The organism is Pseudomonas sp. P1_F7, assembly GCF_056405655.1.
In genome coordinates this window covers 36,983-51,292 of record NZ_JBFUBR010000018.1, presented here as the reverse complement: position 1 = coordinate 51,292, position 14,310 = coordinate 36,983, and the positions used below count along the sequence as shown (strand labels likewise).

10 protein-coding genes and 3 pseudogenes are annotated in these 14,310 nt (G+C 61.9%); 6 read left to right on the top strand and 7 right to left on the bottom strand.

All coding sequences use genetic code 11. The features are described 5' to 3' along the window. Positions 1 to 73 precede the first annotated feature (73 nt). Positions 74 to 2,437 (top strand): annotated as a pseudogene (locus AC1D1M_RS25205) (TonB-dependent siderophore receptor); the annotation flags it as partial. A 70-nt stretch (positions 2,438 to 2,507) separates the two neighbouring features. On the opposite strand, the gene AC1D1M_RS25200 reads toward AC1D1M_RS25205, so the two are convergent. Further along, on the bottom strand, positions 2,508 to 3,659 hold the full coding sequence (locus AC1D1M_RS25200; protein WP_477777706.1) for an MFS transporter: 1,152 nt from the start codon (positions 3,657 to 3,659) through the stop codon (positions 2,508 to 2,510). Between the two features lie 165 nt (positions 3,660 to 3,824). On the opposite strand from AC1D1M_RS25200, the gene AC1D1M_RS25195 reads away from it, so the two are divergent. Then, on the top strand, positions 3,825 to 4,817 hold the full coding sequence (locus AC1D1M_RS25195; RefSeq protein WP_477777705.1) for a diaminopimelate epimerase: 993 nt from the start codon (positions 3,825 to 3,827) through the stop codon (positions 4,815 to 4,817). Positions 4,818 to 4,948: 131 nt separating this feature from the next. Here AC1D1M_RS25195 and codA read toward each other — a convergent pair whose 3' ends face one another. The 4 genes from codA to AC1D1M_RS25175 all read right to left on the bottom strand — a co-directional run bounded on the left by codA (position 4,949) and on the right by AC1D1M_RS25175 (position 8,843). Beyond that, positions 4,949 to 6,193: a cytosine deaminase gene (gene codA / locus AC1D1M_RS25190; RefSeq protein WP_477777704.1), complete on the bottom strand. Its 1,245-nt coding sequence runs from the start codon at positions 6,191 to 6,193 to the stop codon at positions 4,949 to 4,951. A 72-nt stretch (positions 6,194 to 6,265) separates the two neighbouring features. Next, a complete protein-coding gene (locus AC1D1M_RS25185) occupies positions 6,266 to 7,123 on the bottom strand; it encodes an alpha/beta fold hydrolase (RefSeq protein ID WP_477777703.1) in 858 nt (285 codons plus the stop codon). A gap of 209 nt (positions 7,124 to 7,332) precedes the next feature. Then, positions 7,333 to 7,689: a 6-carboxytetrahydropterin synthase QueD gene (gene queD, locus AC1D1M_RS25180; protein WP_008049817.1), complete on the bottom strand. Its 357-nt coding sequence runs from the start codon at positions 7,687 to 7,689 to the stop codon at positions 7,333 to 7,335. A gap of 74 nt (positions 7,690 to 7,763) precedes the next feature. After that, the gene (locus AC1D1M_RS25175) at positions 7,764 to 8,843 is read right to left on the bottom strand and encodes a patatin-like phospholipase family protein (RefSeq protein ID WP_477777702.1); all 1,080 of its coding nucleotides are present in this window, start codon (positions 8,841 to 8,843) and stop codon (positions 7,764 to 7,766) included. A 244-nt stretch (positions 8,844 to 9,087) separates the two neighbouring features. On the opposite strand from AC1D1M_RS25175, the pseudogene AC1D1M_RS25170 reads away from it, so the two are divergent. The 4 genes and pseudogenes from AC1D1M_RS25170 to AC1D1M_RS25155 form a co-directional block, all read left to right on the top strand. After that, a pseudogene (locus AC1D1M_RS25170) lies at positions 9,088 to 9,234 on the top strand (PepSY domain-containing protein); the annotation flags it as partial. Then, positions 9,234 to 9,554 (top strand): PepSY domain-containing protein, encoded by a 321-nt coding sequence (locus AC1D1M_RS25165; protein WP_477777701.1) that lies wholly within the window; start codon positions 9,234 to 9,236, stop codon positions 9,552 to 9,554. The pseudogene AC1D1M_RS25170 and the gene AC1D1M_RS25165, both read left to right, overlap by 1 nt. 3 nt (positions 9,555 to 9,557) lie before the next feature. After that, positions 9,558 to 10,226 (top strand): response regulator transcription factor, encoded by a 669-nt coding sequence (locus AC1D1M_RS25160; RefSeq protein WP_477777700.1) that lies wholly within the window; start codon positions 9,558 to 9,560, stop codon positions 10,224 to 10,226. Continuing rightward, positions 10,223 to 11,539, top strand: a complete 1,317-nt coding sequence (locus AC1D1M_RS25155) for a sensor histidine kinase (protein WP_477777699.1) — start codon at positions 10,223 to 10,225, stop codon at positions 11,537 to 11,539. Before AC1D1M_RS25160 ends, AC1D1M_RS25155 begins: the two co-directional genes overlap by 4 nt. Positions 11,540 to 11,705: 166 nt before the next feature. Here the strand turns inward: AC1D1M_RS25155 and AC1D1M_RS25150 are convergent, their stop codons facing one another. Continuing rightward, positions 11,706 to 13,382 carry an MFS transporter gene (locus AC1D1M_RS25150; RefSeq protein WP_477777698.1) on the bottom strand — a complete coding sequence of 559 codons (1,677 nt, stop codon included), beginning with the start codon at positions 13,380 to 13,382 and terminating at the stop codon, positions 11,706 to 11,708. A gap of 247 nt (positions 13,383 to 13,629) precedes the next feature. Then, a pseudogene (locus AC1D1M_RS25145) lies at positions 13,630 to 14,223 on the bottom strand (methyl-accepting chemotaxis protein); the annotation flags it as partial. Positions 14,224 to 14,310 lie beyond the last annotated feature (87 nt).

Genomic DNA, 14,310 nt, shown 5'->3' with positions numbered 1-14,310 from the left:
GTCTTCCTGTTCAACTGCAACTGGTTTGCATTAACAAACGCACACTTTTGCGATCCACAGGATTACGTTCGACGTGAAAAACACCACCGCTAAAAACAACAAACTCCCCTGGTTGCCGCTGGCCCTCGCGCTGGCGGTCAATATTGCGCTGCCCCAGGCCTTTGCCGCCGACGGCATCCGCATCCCGGCGCAACCTTTGGGGCAAGCCCTGAGTCAATTGGGCCAGCAAACCTCGCTTCAGGTGTTCTTCAGCCCTGAACTGGTTGCCGGCAAGCAGGCCCCGGCGGTGGATGGCAACCTTTCTCCGGAAGACGCGCTGCGCCAGTTGCTGCAAGGCAGCGGCCTGCAATACCAGATCGATGAAGGTTCGGTGACGTTGATGCCGGCGCCTGCTTCGGCGGCCAACGGCCCACTGGAACTGGGCGTGACTGACATCAAGGTGGTCGGCGACTGGCTCGGCGATGCCGATGCCGCTGTGGTGCAGAACCACCCGGGCGCACGAACGGTGGTCCGCCGTGAAGCCATGATCGAGCAGGGTGCAATGAACGTTGGCGACGTGTTGAAACGCGTTCCTGGCGTGCAGGTGCAGGACGCCAACGGCACCGGTGGCAGCGACATTTCCCTCAACGTCGGCGTGCGCGGCCTGACTTCGCGCCTGTCGCCTCGCTCTACCGTGCTGATCGACGGCATCCCGGCAGCGTTCGCGCCTTACGGTCAGCCGCAACTGTCCATGGCGCCGATTTCCTCCGGCAACCTCGACAGCATCGACGTGGTACGCGGTGCCGGCTCCGTGCGTTACGGACCACAAAACGTCGGCGGCGTGATCAACTTCGTGACCCGCGCGATTCCGGAAAAAGCCTCCGCGGAAATCGGCACCACCGTGGAAACCTCCCAGCACGGTGGCTGGAAGCACATCGACACCGCGCTCATGGGCGGCACCGCCGACAACGGCATGGGCGTGGCGCTGTTGTATTCCGGCGTGAACGGCAACGGTTACCGTGAAAGCAACAACGGCAACGACATCGACGACGTGATCCTCAAGACCCATTGGGCGCCGACCGATGTCGACGATTTCAGCCTCAACTTCCACTACTACGACGCCAAGGCCGACATGCCCGGCGGCCTGACCCAGGCACAGTACGACGCCGATCCGTTCCAGTCCGTGCGCGATCACGACAACTTCAGCGGCCGCCGCAAGGATGTGTCGTTCAAGTGGGCACGGCAGATCGACGATCGCACCCAGGCCGAAGTGCTGACCTACTACACCGACAGCTTTCGTGGCAGCACAATCGCCTCGCGGGACCTGAACACACTCAACTCCTATCCGCGCAGCTACTACACCTACGGTATCGAACCACGGGTGTCCCATGTGTTTGATGTGGGCCCGACCACCCAGGAAGTCAGCGTCGGTTATCGCTACCTCAAGGAAGCCATGCACGAAGAAGCCAGCCGTGTGGCGCTGGTCAACAACGAGCCCGTTGTGCGTCCGGGGGCGGACGGCCATGTCTATCAAGACCGCACCGGTGGAACCGAGGCCAATTCGGTCTACGTCGATAACAAGATCGACGTTGGCAACTGGACCGTCACTCCGGGTATTCGCTTCGAGCACATCAGCACCGACTGGCACGACCGCCCTGTGCTCGATAACGCCGGTAAACGGGTGCCGGAGAAAAACCGCAGCATTGAAAGCAACGAGCCGCTGCCGGCCCTGAGCGTGATGTATCACATGTCCGATGCCTGGAAACTGTTCGCCAACTACGAAACCTCGTTCGGCGCGCTGCAGTATTTCCAGCTGGGGCAGGGCGGTATCGGTAATGAGCCCGCCAACGGGCTGGAACCGGAAAAGGCCAAGACCTACGAGATCGGTACGCGCTACAACGATGACGTGTGGGGCGGTGAGGTGACGCTGTTCTACATCGACTTCGACGACGAACTGCAATACATCAGCAACGATGTGGGCTGGACCAACCTCGGCGCGACCAAACACCAGGGCATCGAAACGTCGGTGCATTACGATCTGGCCGCGCTGGACCCACGCCTTGACGGCCTGACCGCCAACGCCGGCTTTACCTACACCCGTGCCACCAACGAAGGTGAGATCCCGGGCTTCAAGGGCCGTGACCTGCCGTTCTACTCCCGTCAGGTGGCCACCGCCGGCCTGCGTTACGACATCAACCGCTGGACTTACAACGTCGATGCGTTCGCCCAGTCCAGGCAGCGCTCGCCGGGCACCGGTGTGAACGCCGATGGCAGCTTCAACGGCAACTACATCACCGAAGGCACCGCCGACGGCCAGTTCGGCGACATTCCGGGCTACGTGACCTGGAACGTGCGTGGCGGCTATGACTTCGGTCCGCAGGTGTCGAACCTGAAACTGGGGGCGGGGGTGAAAAACATCTTCGACAAGCAGTACTTCACCCGCTCCAGCGACAACAACCATCGCGAGCAAGCTCGCTCCCACAGGGATCACACGGAACCTGTGGGAGCGAGCTTGCTCGCGATGCTTTTCAGACCTTCAACACTTTCCCGCCAATGGCCACTGCCACCAGCAACAGCGCCATCAAGGCAAAGGCAAAACTCAAGCTGCTGCCATGGGCGATAAAGCCGATCACCGCCGGCCCCGCCAGGATGCCCGCATAACCCAGGGTGGTAATGGCCGGCACGGCGATGCTTTCTGGCATGACCGTCTGTTTGCCGACCGCGGTGTACAGGACCGGCACGATGTTCGAGCAGCCGGCACCCAGCAGCGCATAACCCACCAGCGCCGCCTCCCAGTTCGGTGCGAACGTCGCCAGAAACAAGCCTGCAGCGGCTGTCAGCCCGCCGAACACAATCACCCGTGTCGCGCCCAGTCGTCGCACGATTTTGTCACCGGTCAAACGCCCGGCCGTCATGGTCAAGGCAAACGCCGCATAACCGAGCCCCGCATACGCCGTGTCGATGCCACGTTCCTGCGCCAGGAACACCGCGCTCCAGTCCAGCGCCGCGCCTTCGGCGAGGAACACGATGAAGCACATACCGCCGATAAACAGGACGATGCCATGGGGCACCGCAAATGCCGGCCCCGAACTCTCGCTGCCGTAGGGCAACAGATGCGGCACAGCCTTCGCCAGCGCAATAAGCAGCATCACGATCACCACCAGCGTGGCCCCCAGCGGGGAAATCCCCAGGCCAAGCAACCCGCTGACACCCGCCGCACCGACAATCCCGCCCAGGCTGAACAGGCCATGGAAACCCGACATCATGTTTTTGCCGCTGGCGCGCTCGACGATCACCGCTTGCAGGTTGACCGTCGAATCCACGGTGCCGAGCCCCGCGCCGAACATGAACAACGCGGCGATCAGCGCCGGAATCGACGACACCGTCGCCAGCAGCGGCAGGGCGGCACAGATCGGCAGGGTCCCGCCGGCCGTCACCCGGCGGCAGCCGAAACGTGTGGACAGGATCCCGGCCAACGGCATCGCCAGGATCGAGCCCACCCCCAGGCACAGCAGCAGCAATCCCAGGGTGCCTTCATCCAGTCCGGCCCGGGCCTTGGCATAGGGCACCAGCGGTGCCCACGCGGCGATGCCGAACCCGGCGATGAAAAAGGCGATGCGCGTGGACATCTGTTCCAGGCGACCGGGAACGAAAGTGGTTTGGCTGTTGAGGCTGGTCATAACAATCCTTGGCAATAAACGTCACGTCCTCAACGGACAGTGATCGGCCTGTGAGGGTTCGATCAGTGCCCGGAAAGTTTTACGGTCAAACAGGGCGACATCCTTGCACAGTGCCGCTGTTTTTCGCGATATGTTGAGCCATTCCAATGACACGCGGAGGGCGCCATGGCGCAGCGGTACGATGCACGGGGCAATATTTACATCGTGGTAGCGCCAGAAGAACTGCGCTGCCAGGGCATCGACCTGTCCGATCAGGCCAGCCAGGCAGCGCAAACCCTCGAAGCCTGGGCGGTGGCCGCCATCGAGGCTTGCTGCAGTTGGGCTCCAGGCACTCAACCGTCCGGCAGCAAGGATCATCGCAGCGACGGTTTGCTGGTCGGGCCGTTTCAGTCGTCACCACCCTTTGATCTGTTGATCGTCAACACCGACGGCACCCTGGCCGAACGCAGTGGCAACGGGCTGACGATTTTTTCCCAGGCCCTCAGCGATCAAGGGCTGTTGCCGCAGAACGAAGCCTGTCTGCTCAGGGTTCATCACGACAAGGCTGATACGCCTTCGCCGGGGCAGACGTCGGTGAAGTCCGCAGAGGTCGATGGCGTGAAGGGTTTCTGGCTCGATCTGGGGCAGCCCGGGTTCGGGCCGGCGGCAGTCAGCGCTCACGGGGTTGAAGCAGCGGTGTTCAACGGTCGTGAACTCAGCCACGTTGAACAATTGGCGGCACTCAATGGCGCATGGTCGCGCAGCCAATTCGCGCGGGTTGGTAATCCCCATTGCGTGACGCTGGTGGACAGTGCCGGGGACCTGCCGAGCAACGAGCAGATGCGTGAGCCGGCGCTGGGTGAGGGGCTGACGCGAATCGCCTACGCCATGCCGGTTGGTGAAGGCAAACCTTGTCCGGCGGGGATCAATCTGCAATGGGCAATGCGTTTGTCCGAAGGGCACATCGCCGCGCGGGTATTCGAGCGGGGCGAGGGGCCGACGGCGTCGTCGGGGACCAGTGCCAGTGCGGTGGCCTGTGCGGCTTGGCGGGTAGGTTGGGTGACTGCTGGTGAAGTGAAGGTGACGATGCCGGGCGGCACGGCGCCGATCTTGCTGGAAGAGGAGCAGGGGGAATTGAGTCGGGTCAGTCTGTTTGGTACGGCTCGAATGATCGATTGATTTTTAGATTGCCATCGCGAGCAAGCTCGCTCCCACACTGGATCTTTGTCGTACACAGACTCTGTATTCACTGAAGATCAACTGTGGGAGCGAGCTTGCTCGCGATGGGGCCAATCCGGTCAACGCAAATTTCAGCTCATCCCACTGAACTCCACCACCGGCATCGTCCGCTTCATCAACACCTTGCCATCGCGCACCGAGTACAGCGGCAACCCCTGGCTGCGGATCACCTCGTAGTCACTCTCCGCCGACAGAATCAACAGGTTCGCCGGCCGCCCGCGCTCCAGGCCATAGCGATCGCCGAGGTTCATGGCTTTGGCGCTATTGTCCGTCACCAGATCCAGCGCACTTTGCAGGTTGCGATAACCGAGCATGTGGCAGATGTGCAGTCCGGCTTCGAGCACCCGCAAAATGTTGCCATTACCCAGCGGATACCACGGATCGACGATGGAGTCCTGGCCGAAGCACACGTTCATGCCCGCTTCCAGCAGCTCGTTGACCCGGGTCACGCCCCGGCGTTTCGGGAAACTGTCGAAGCGACCTTGCAGGTGGATGCTTTCAGTGGGGCAGGAGACAAAGCTGATCCCCGAATGCCCGAGCAAGCGAAACAGTTTGGCGCAGTAGGCGTTGTCGTAGGAGCCCATGGCCGTGGTGTGGCTGGCCGTGACCCGCGAACCCATGTCGCGGCTGCGGGCCTCTTCGGCGAGCACTTCGAGAAAGCGTGAATGCGGGTCGTCGGTTTCGTCGCAATGCACGTCCACCAGGCAGCCGCTGCGTTCGGCCAGGTCCATCAGGAACTTCACCGAGCTGACGCCCTGGTCGCGGGTGTACTCGAAATGCGGAATGCCACCCACCACGTCCGCGCCCATGCGGATGGCTTCTTCCATCAACTCGCGTCCATTGCGGTAGGACTCGATGCCTTCCTGGGGGAACGCGACGATTTGCATATCGACCAGGTGCCGGCTTTCCTCGCGCACTTCGAGCATGGCCTTGAGCGCGGTCAGTTGCGGGTCGGTGACGTCGACGTGGGTGCGCACATGCTGGATGCCATGGGCGGCGAGGGTCTGGATGGTTTTCTTCGCCCGGGCCTTGGTGTCTTCGTGGGTGATGGTCGCCTTGCGTTCGCCCCAGCACTCGATGCCTTCGAACAGCGTACCGCTCATGTTCCAGCGTGGATCACCAGCGGTCAGGGTCGCGTCGAGGTGGATGTGCGGCTCGACAAAGGGCGGCACCACCAGATTGCCGCCGGCGTCCAGATCGTCGGGGCCCAGGGTCGGGGCTTCGATCTGGCGGGTGATGCTGCTGATCAGGCCGTTTTCCAGGTACAACTCATGCAGGCCTTCCTGGTTGCGCAGACGGGCGTTGATGATGTGCATCGGGCGAGTCCTTTTAGCGAATCGTGTAGGCAATACCTCTACGTTAGCTCGGTGGTGGCAATCCCCGCCAGTTCAAAATGTGGAAGGGGGCTGGATATGCTCAGGTGATTGTTGCAGGGGCAAAAACCGCATCAACGCGGCAATGACCGCTTCGGGTGCATCTTCCTGAACCAGATGACCGGCATTGGCGACGGGATAAAATTGCGACCCTGGAATCATCCGATACAGCGCCTGCCCGCGTTCGATGGGAATCCACTGATCGTCTTCACCCCAGAGAATCTGCACCGGGCAGCGAATCGTCGGGTATAAGCCTTCTGCCTCGCGGGTATAACGCTCGTCCATCTGCGCGATCTGCCGGTAGAACGCCGCTTGCCCCGGCTCCCCCAGCCACGGCTGAACGTAGGGGGCGAGTTCGGCGTCGGGAATTTCGCGCTGGATGGCCCCGCGAATATAGGCCGGCACGATGGCGCGCTGGATGTAATCGGGCAGTCCGCTGAACGCCGCTTCATGCTGACGCACATGCTGCACGAACGGCGAACCCCAGGGCGTCAGCGCCACCGGGTCGATCAGCGTCAGGCTGCGGTAATCCTTGCCATTGAGCAGATGCGTGCGCAGGGCGGTGGCGCCGCCGAAGTCATGGGCCACCACGTCGGGGCGATCCAGGCGCCAATGCTCCAGCAGCTGCGCCAACAACTGGTTTTGCACACCGAGTGAGACATCGTCGTCGGGTTGCGCCGACTGTCCGTAGCCCAGCAGATCGAAGTAGTGCACACGGTGGGTCGCCGTGAAATACGGCGCGATCCGGTGCCACACGTAAGAAGAAAAGGGTGTGCCATGCACGAACACCAGCGGCGGGCCGTTGCCGACTACTGCGTAGCGCACCTGGTGTCCGTTGAAGTCAACGACCTGATCCAGCGGCCAGTCAGTCATGGGCTTGTCCTCTTGGCGGGGGAAGAGGCAAAAAGCATAGGCATAAAAAAACAGCCGATGAAGGCTGTTTTCTTGATTTCAGACTAAGTGCATTTCCTGTGGGAGCGAGCTTGCTCGCGATAGCGGTGGGTCAGGCGCATCGATGTTGGATGTGCTGCCGTCATCGCGAGCAAGCTCGCTCCCACAGGGTTTTGCATTTGTCTGCCGGTTTACTCGCCGCGATAGATGCAACCGCTGGTGCAGGTCTCGTGGATCCGAATCGCACTGAGCTCCGGCAGCAGGGGCTTCATTTCCTGCCAGATAAACTTGGCCAGCACTTCGCTGGTCGGGTTTTCCAGGCCAGGAATGTCGTTCAGGTAGTTGTGGTCCAGACGCTCGTACAGCGGCTTGAAGATCGCCTTGATTTCCGAGAAGTCGCGGATCCAGCCGGTATGCGGGTCGAGGTCGCCGCTCAGGTGGATTGCCACTTTGAACGAGTGACCGTGCAGGCGCCCGCACTTGTGGCCGTCCGGTACGTGGGGCAGGCGGTGGGCGGATTCGAAAGTAAATTCTTTGAAGATTTCCACAGTTTTTCAGCTCTGTTCAGGTGGCGTTCGCCGCAGCGATTCGGGCAGGCGGCGAGTTTACCAGTTTGTCCTGACTAAAGGGTCAGCAAGCGCTCGCCGAGGCGACCGTTGGCGGCCAGTTCGAGGAATTCGTCGCCCAGGCGGCGGCTTTCATCCATGGTTGTGCGCCAGTATTTCTGCCGGCTCGGGGCGTCGCCCATGAAGCGCTTGAAGTCGTTACGGTCCGGCAGTTTGCCGTAGGGCAGGCGCGCCAGGTATTCCTTTGACGGCGCCAGCAACAGCACGTTTTGCAAGCGAGCCGGGCAGGCACGGCGCCACGGCAGGGTCTTGTCGAACCAGCCGGGAATCACCCGGTCGGTGAAATGCGGGTAAAGCACGATGTCGTTGCCGCTGTAAGGCAGGTCCAGGTGATAGTCCAGCAAGCCGCCGTCGCGGAAGGTGCCGGCACCGGCCCCCGGCAGGTCGCGCACGCCTTCCATCACCATCGGGATCGAGCCCGAAGCCAGCAGGGCCTGGCGCAAATTGCCGGCATTGAGGGCGACGAAGCGCGACGGGAAGTCAGTCAAGGCATTGACCGGCGGCGCCAGGCGCGGGTCGTGGATGATCAGACGCTCGAAGTGTCGTGCCAGCCGCGCCCGGCCGCGCAGGTTGTCGGCGATGACCGATGACAGGCCGAGCCCGAGGCGACCGCGATGATCGTCGGCCAGCAGGCCGTGGCTTTTGACCACCATGATGTTCAGGCGGTAATCGTTGTTGCCGAGGATCGCGGCATCGCGACCGTCGAGCAGGTCATTGAGCATGCGCTGTGAGCTCTGGCTGATCTGCGCCATGGTCACGCCCTTGGCAAAATGTTGTTCGGTGTACAACTGCCCGAGACGCCGGATGCCCTCGGCGGCGTCCGGCAGGCAGGCGCTGGCGAAGCGCCAGGAACCCACCGATGCGCCAATCAGCGAGCGTTCCCGCGGTGCCGCCGGCAGCCACTCGCCGAACAGCGCCAGGTCCAGACCCTGAATCCCCAGCGCCTTCGGACCGCCGGCCGCACCGGGCAAGGTGCCGACCTCGGCGGCGTTCAGGCCGTTGGCGCGGATGTGCGCAAAGGCTCGCGGACCGGCCTTGAGGGTCAGGGAAGGGAACTTGATGTGGATGGCGGTCATTAGGGGCTCGATTTGTGGCAAGCGGGAAATTATAAACGCGATCATTGTGGGAGCGAGCTTGCTCCGGGCGTCGATCCGACGATAGCGGTGTTTCAGTCACATCATTGTTGGATTTGCCGCCGCCATCGCGAGCAAGCTCGCTCCCACAGGGGCTGGGGGTGTCAGCAATGATGGCAATTCAGTTTCAATTAAGTTCAGCTGGTTAAGGTGGCTCGCCTGGACCCCCGACGCAACGCTGAGGTAGCGCGACGCTGGTACCATTGTGGCTTTCGAGAAGCTCACACCACTGGCACCGGCCAGGTATCCCGGTGATCGGCAGCAGGGCATCGACCAGGATCTGGAATTAGACGCTGTCAGCGGGCAGGTTCTCAAGGATCATCAGGATTCGTAATGAAGGTTTTTTTGTTCAATCGATGCACCGCCGGCCGGATGGCGCTGGTGCTTCTGGCTTTTTGCTCGGCAGTGATGGCCCGCGATCTGGACCAGGATGAAGCCCTGCGCCTGCGTCAACAGGGCGTGATCCTGCCGCTGGAGCAACTGCTGCAGCAGGCAATGGATCGCTACCCCGGCGCGAAACTGCTGGAAGCCGGGCTCGAAGAAAAACACGACGTCTACATTTATGAAGTCGAGCTGCTGACCCCTGAAGGCGTGGTTCGCGAACTGGACATTGAAGCCACCACCGGCCGTTTACTCAAAGACAAGGAAGACTGATCCATGCGTTTGCTGCTGGTGGAAGACCATGTGCCCCTGGCCGACGAACTGCTGGCCGGCCTCAACCGCCAGGGCTATGCGGTGGACTGGCTGGCCGATGGTCGCGATGCGGTGTATCAGGGCAGTACTGAACCTTACGACCTGATCATCCTCGACCTCGGTTTGCCGGGCGTGCCGGGGCTTGAGGTGCTGGCGCAATGGCGCGCGGCGGGTCTGGCCACGCCGGTGCTGATCCTGACGGCCCGAGATTCCTGGGCCGAGCGCATCGAAGGCCTCAAGGCCGGCGCCGACGATTACCTGACCAAACCGTTTCATCCCGAAGAGCTGTTTTTGCGCATCCAGGCGTTGCTGCGTCGTTCCCATGGCCAGGTCAACCAGCCAACGCTCAAGGCCGCCGGGCTGCATCTGGACGAAGGTCGGCAGTGCGTTGTCCGCGACGGTGCGGACATTCAGCTGACCGCCGCGGAGTTTCGCCTGCTGCGTTATTTCATGCTGCACCCCGAGCGGATCCTCTCCAAAAGCCACCTCGCCGAGCACCTCTACGACGGTGAAACCGAGCGCGATTCCAATGTGCTGGAGGTCCACGTCAACCATTTGCGCCGCAAGCTCGGGAAAAGTGTGATTGAAACCCGACGTGGCCAGGGTTACCTGTTCGGCGGGCAAGCCCGGTGAAATCTATCCAGCGCCGCTTGAGCCTGGGCCTGATCAGCGTGATGGTGGTCGTTGGCCTGGTGCTGGCGCAAACCAGCCTGTGGCTGTTCGAAATGGGGTTGCAGCGCTACCTCGAAGCCGGGTTGCGCAATGACAGCGAGAACCTGCTGGCGGCACTGGTGCGCGGGCCGCAAGGCTTGCAACTGGATGAACGACGCCTGTCGCCGGCCTATCAGCGGCCGTTTTCCGGGCATTACTTCCGCATCGATTTCACCGACGGCCATTGGCGTTCCCGGTCGTTATGGGATCAGGAACTGCCGGTGCTCGATCACCCCGGTCTGCATGGCAACCTGCAACTGGGGCCGGAAGGGCAACAGCTGCTGGTACTGCGTACGGACTATCGACGTTCGGGTGTGCCGATCTCCATCAGCGTCGCCGAGGATTACACGCCGATACGCGAAAGCTTCCGGCGCATGCAACAGCTCGGGTTGGGCCTCGGATTGACCGGGCTGCTGCTGATTCTGCTGCTGCAACGGATCACCGTGCGCCGCGCCTTGCGTCCGCTGGAACAGGCCCGCGAGCAGATCGCGCAGTTGCAACAGGGCCAGCGCTCGCAACTCGACGATCAGGTGCCGGTGGAACTGGAGCCACTGGTGGCGCAGATCAACCACCTGCTGGCCCACACCGAAGACAGCCTCAAGCGCTCACGCAATGCCCTGGGTAACCTCGGTCACGCGTTGAAAACGCCGCTGGCGGTGCTGTTGAGCCTGGCTTCAAGCGAGCAGCTTGAGGCGCACCCGCAATTGCGCAAGACCTTCAAGGAACAACTGCAACAGGTCGAGCAACGGCTCAATCGAGAACTCAATCGTGCGCGGTTGTCCGGTGATGCGTTGCCGGGCGCCCTGTTCGATTGCGATGGCGAACTCCCCGGATTGCTGGCAACCCTGAACATGATCCATGGCGAACACCTGGCGCTGAGCTACCGCGCAGCCACCGGCCTGCAATTGCCATGGGATCGTGAAGACCTGCTGGAACTGCTGGGCAACCTGCTGGATAACGCCTGTAAATGGGCGGATGCAGAGGTTTGCGTGAGTGTCGCCGAAACGGCGGACGGGTTTGAACTCAGTGTCGAAGATGACGGTCCGGGCATTCCCGAAGAGCGTCGCGATCAGGTGTTTGGCCGAGGTACGCGGCTGGATGAACAAACAGAGGGGCATGGCCTGGGGCTGGGCATCGTGCGCGACATCGTCGATAGCTGGGGCGGGAAACTGTCGTTGCTGGAAAGCGAGTGGGGCGGGCTGAAGGTCGTGATCGAGTTGCCTAAACACACTTGAAGCCACACCAGGAACCCTGTGGGAGCGAGCTTGCTCGCGATGGCAATCTGTCTGACACATTGATGTCGAATGTGCTGACGCTATCGCGAGCAAGCTCGCTCCCACAGTGGTTTTTCATGGCCGCCGATTGTGAGTACACCCTATTCCACCGGGTGAGGTGTCAGGTTTATGTGTGATGAATCTCCCGATCCTTGGTTTCCGGCATGAAGAAAATACCCAGCACAGCCGTCATCACCGCGATGACGATCGGATACCACAGCCCGTAGTAGATATCCCCCGTGGCCGCCACCATGGCGAACGCCACCGTCGGCAGGAAGCCACCGAACCAGCCATTGCCGATGTGATAGGGCAGCGACATCGAGGTGTAGCGGATGCGCGCCGGGAACAGTTCCACCAGCCAGGCGGCAATCGGCCCGTAGACCATGGTCACGTAGATCACCAGGATGGTCAGGAGCAGCAGCACCATCGGGTAGTTGGTCTTGGCCGGGTCGGCCTTCTCGGGGTAGCCGGCGTCCTTGAGGGCCGTGGCCAGCGTGGCGGTGAACGCGTCGTTCTGGGTCTTGAAATCAGCGGCCGGCATGCCGGTGCCCTCGAAGCTCTGGAGCACTTTTTCGCCGATGCGTACCTGCGCCACGGTGCCCGGCTCTGCCTTCACGTTCTCATAGGGGATAGCCCGTTTTGCCAGCACGGTCTTGGCCAGGTCGCAGGAGCTGGTGAATTTGGCCTTGCCCACCGGGTCGAACTGGAACGAGCACTGGCCGGGATTGGCGATCACCGTGACCGGATTCTTCTCCTGCGCAACGAACACGTCGGGGTTACCGTACTGGGTCAACGCATGGAAGATCGGGAAGTAAGTCAGTGCAGCGATAATGCAGCCGGCCATGATGATGCCCTTGCGACCGATGCGGTCGGACAGGCTGCCGAATATGACGAAGAACGGTGTGCCGATCAGCAGCGAGCCGGCAATCAGCAAGTTGGCGGTCTGCGGGTCGATCTTCAGCGTCTGCAGCAGGAAGAACAGCGCATAGAATTGCCCGGTGTACCAGACCACCGCCTGGCCGGCGGTGCCACCGAGCAGGGCCATGATCACGATCTTGAGGTTTTCCCAGCGGGCGAAGGATTCGGTCAGCGGTGCCTTGGACGCCTTGCCTTCAGCCTTCATTTTCATGAACACCGGTGACTCGCTCAGTTGCAGGCGGATGTAGACCGAGACGATCAGCAACAGGATCGACAGCAGGAACGGAATCCGCCAGCCCCAGGCTTCGAAGGCTTCAGTGCCCAGCGCAGTGCGGCAGGCGAGGATCACCAGCAGTGAAAGAAACAGGCCGAGGGTCGCGGTCGTCTGAATCCACGAGGTGAAGTAGCCGCGTTTGCCCTTGGGTGCGTGTTCGGCCACGTAGGTCGCTGCGCCGCCGTACTCACCGCCCAGCGCCAGGCCTTGCAGCAGGCGCAGGCTGATCAGAATGATCGGCGCGGCTACGCCGATGGTTGCGTAGCCCGGCAGCAAACCCACCACGGCCGTGGAAATACCCATGATCACGATGGTGATGAGGAACGTGTGTTTGCGCCCGATCATGTCGCCCAGCCGACCGAACACAATGGCGCCGAAGGGCCGAACGGCGAAGCCGGCGGCGAAGGCGAGCAGGGCGAAGATGAAGGAAGTCGTTTCGTTGACACCGGCAAAGAAGTGCTTGGCAATGATCGCCGCGAGGGAGCCGTACAGGTAGAAGTCATACCATTCGAACACGGTGCCCAGGGACGAGGCGAAGATGACCTTGCGCTCCTCCCTGGTGATTCCGCGGTTGGGCGTGCTGCCCGTGGTTGTACTGTCGATTGCCACCATGATTTTTCTCCGTTGTTCTTGTTTTAAGGCCGGAGCACCTCTCAATTGTTGCCGCACCCTGGCCCGGGGGCTGATGTCTCGGATTACGTGGCTTGCATTGAGGTTGACGCTAGAAAACGCTGCAAGGTTCCTGAAGCATAATCGGCTTGCGGCAGATATCCACTTGCCACCATTTCATTGAGCGGGGCGCAGAAACAAATGTGGGAGCAAGCTCGCTCCCACAGGTATTTTGTTCGACTTGCCGGGCTCAGACGCGGAACTGATCCATCAAACTCTGCTGCTGGTTCGCCAGGCTGTTGAGCGACCGGCTGACCCGCGCCGATTCATTGGCCTGGCCAGACAGCGACTCGGTCACGTCGCGGATGGTCTCCACGTTGTTGTTGATCTCCTCGGCCACCGCGCTTTGCTCTTCGGCGGCACTGGCGATCTGCATGTTCATGTCGTTGATCACGGTCACCGCGTCGCCGATCTGGCGCAGCGCCGTTACGGCCTGGCCAACCTGCTCGACACTGCCCTGGGCCTGACGATGGCTGTTGTTCATCGAACCCACCACCTCCTGGGTGCCGTTTTGCAGTTGTTCGATCACCAGACGGGTTTCTTCGACAGACTCCTGGGTACGCCGCGCCAGGTTGCGCACTTCATCGGCGACCACGGCAAACCCGCGCCCGGCTTCACCGGCACGGGCCGCTTCAATCGCGGCGTTGAGGGCCAGCAGGTTGGTCTGCTCGGCAATCGCACGGATCACTTCCAGTACCGTACCGATCTTCTCGCTGTTGGCGGCCAGGCCTTCGACCTGAACCATGGCCGCGCTCATGTCGGCGGCGAGGTTGTCGATGCTGGCGGTGGTGCGGTCGATCACGGTCAAGCCCTGACGGGTCGCCTGATCGGCATCGCGAGCGGCGTGGGCCGCTTGCGCGGCGCTGCGGGC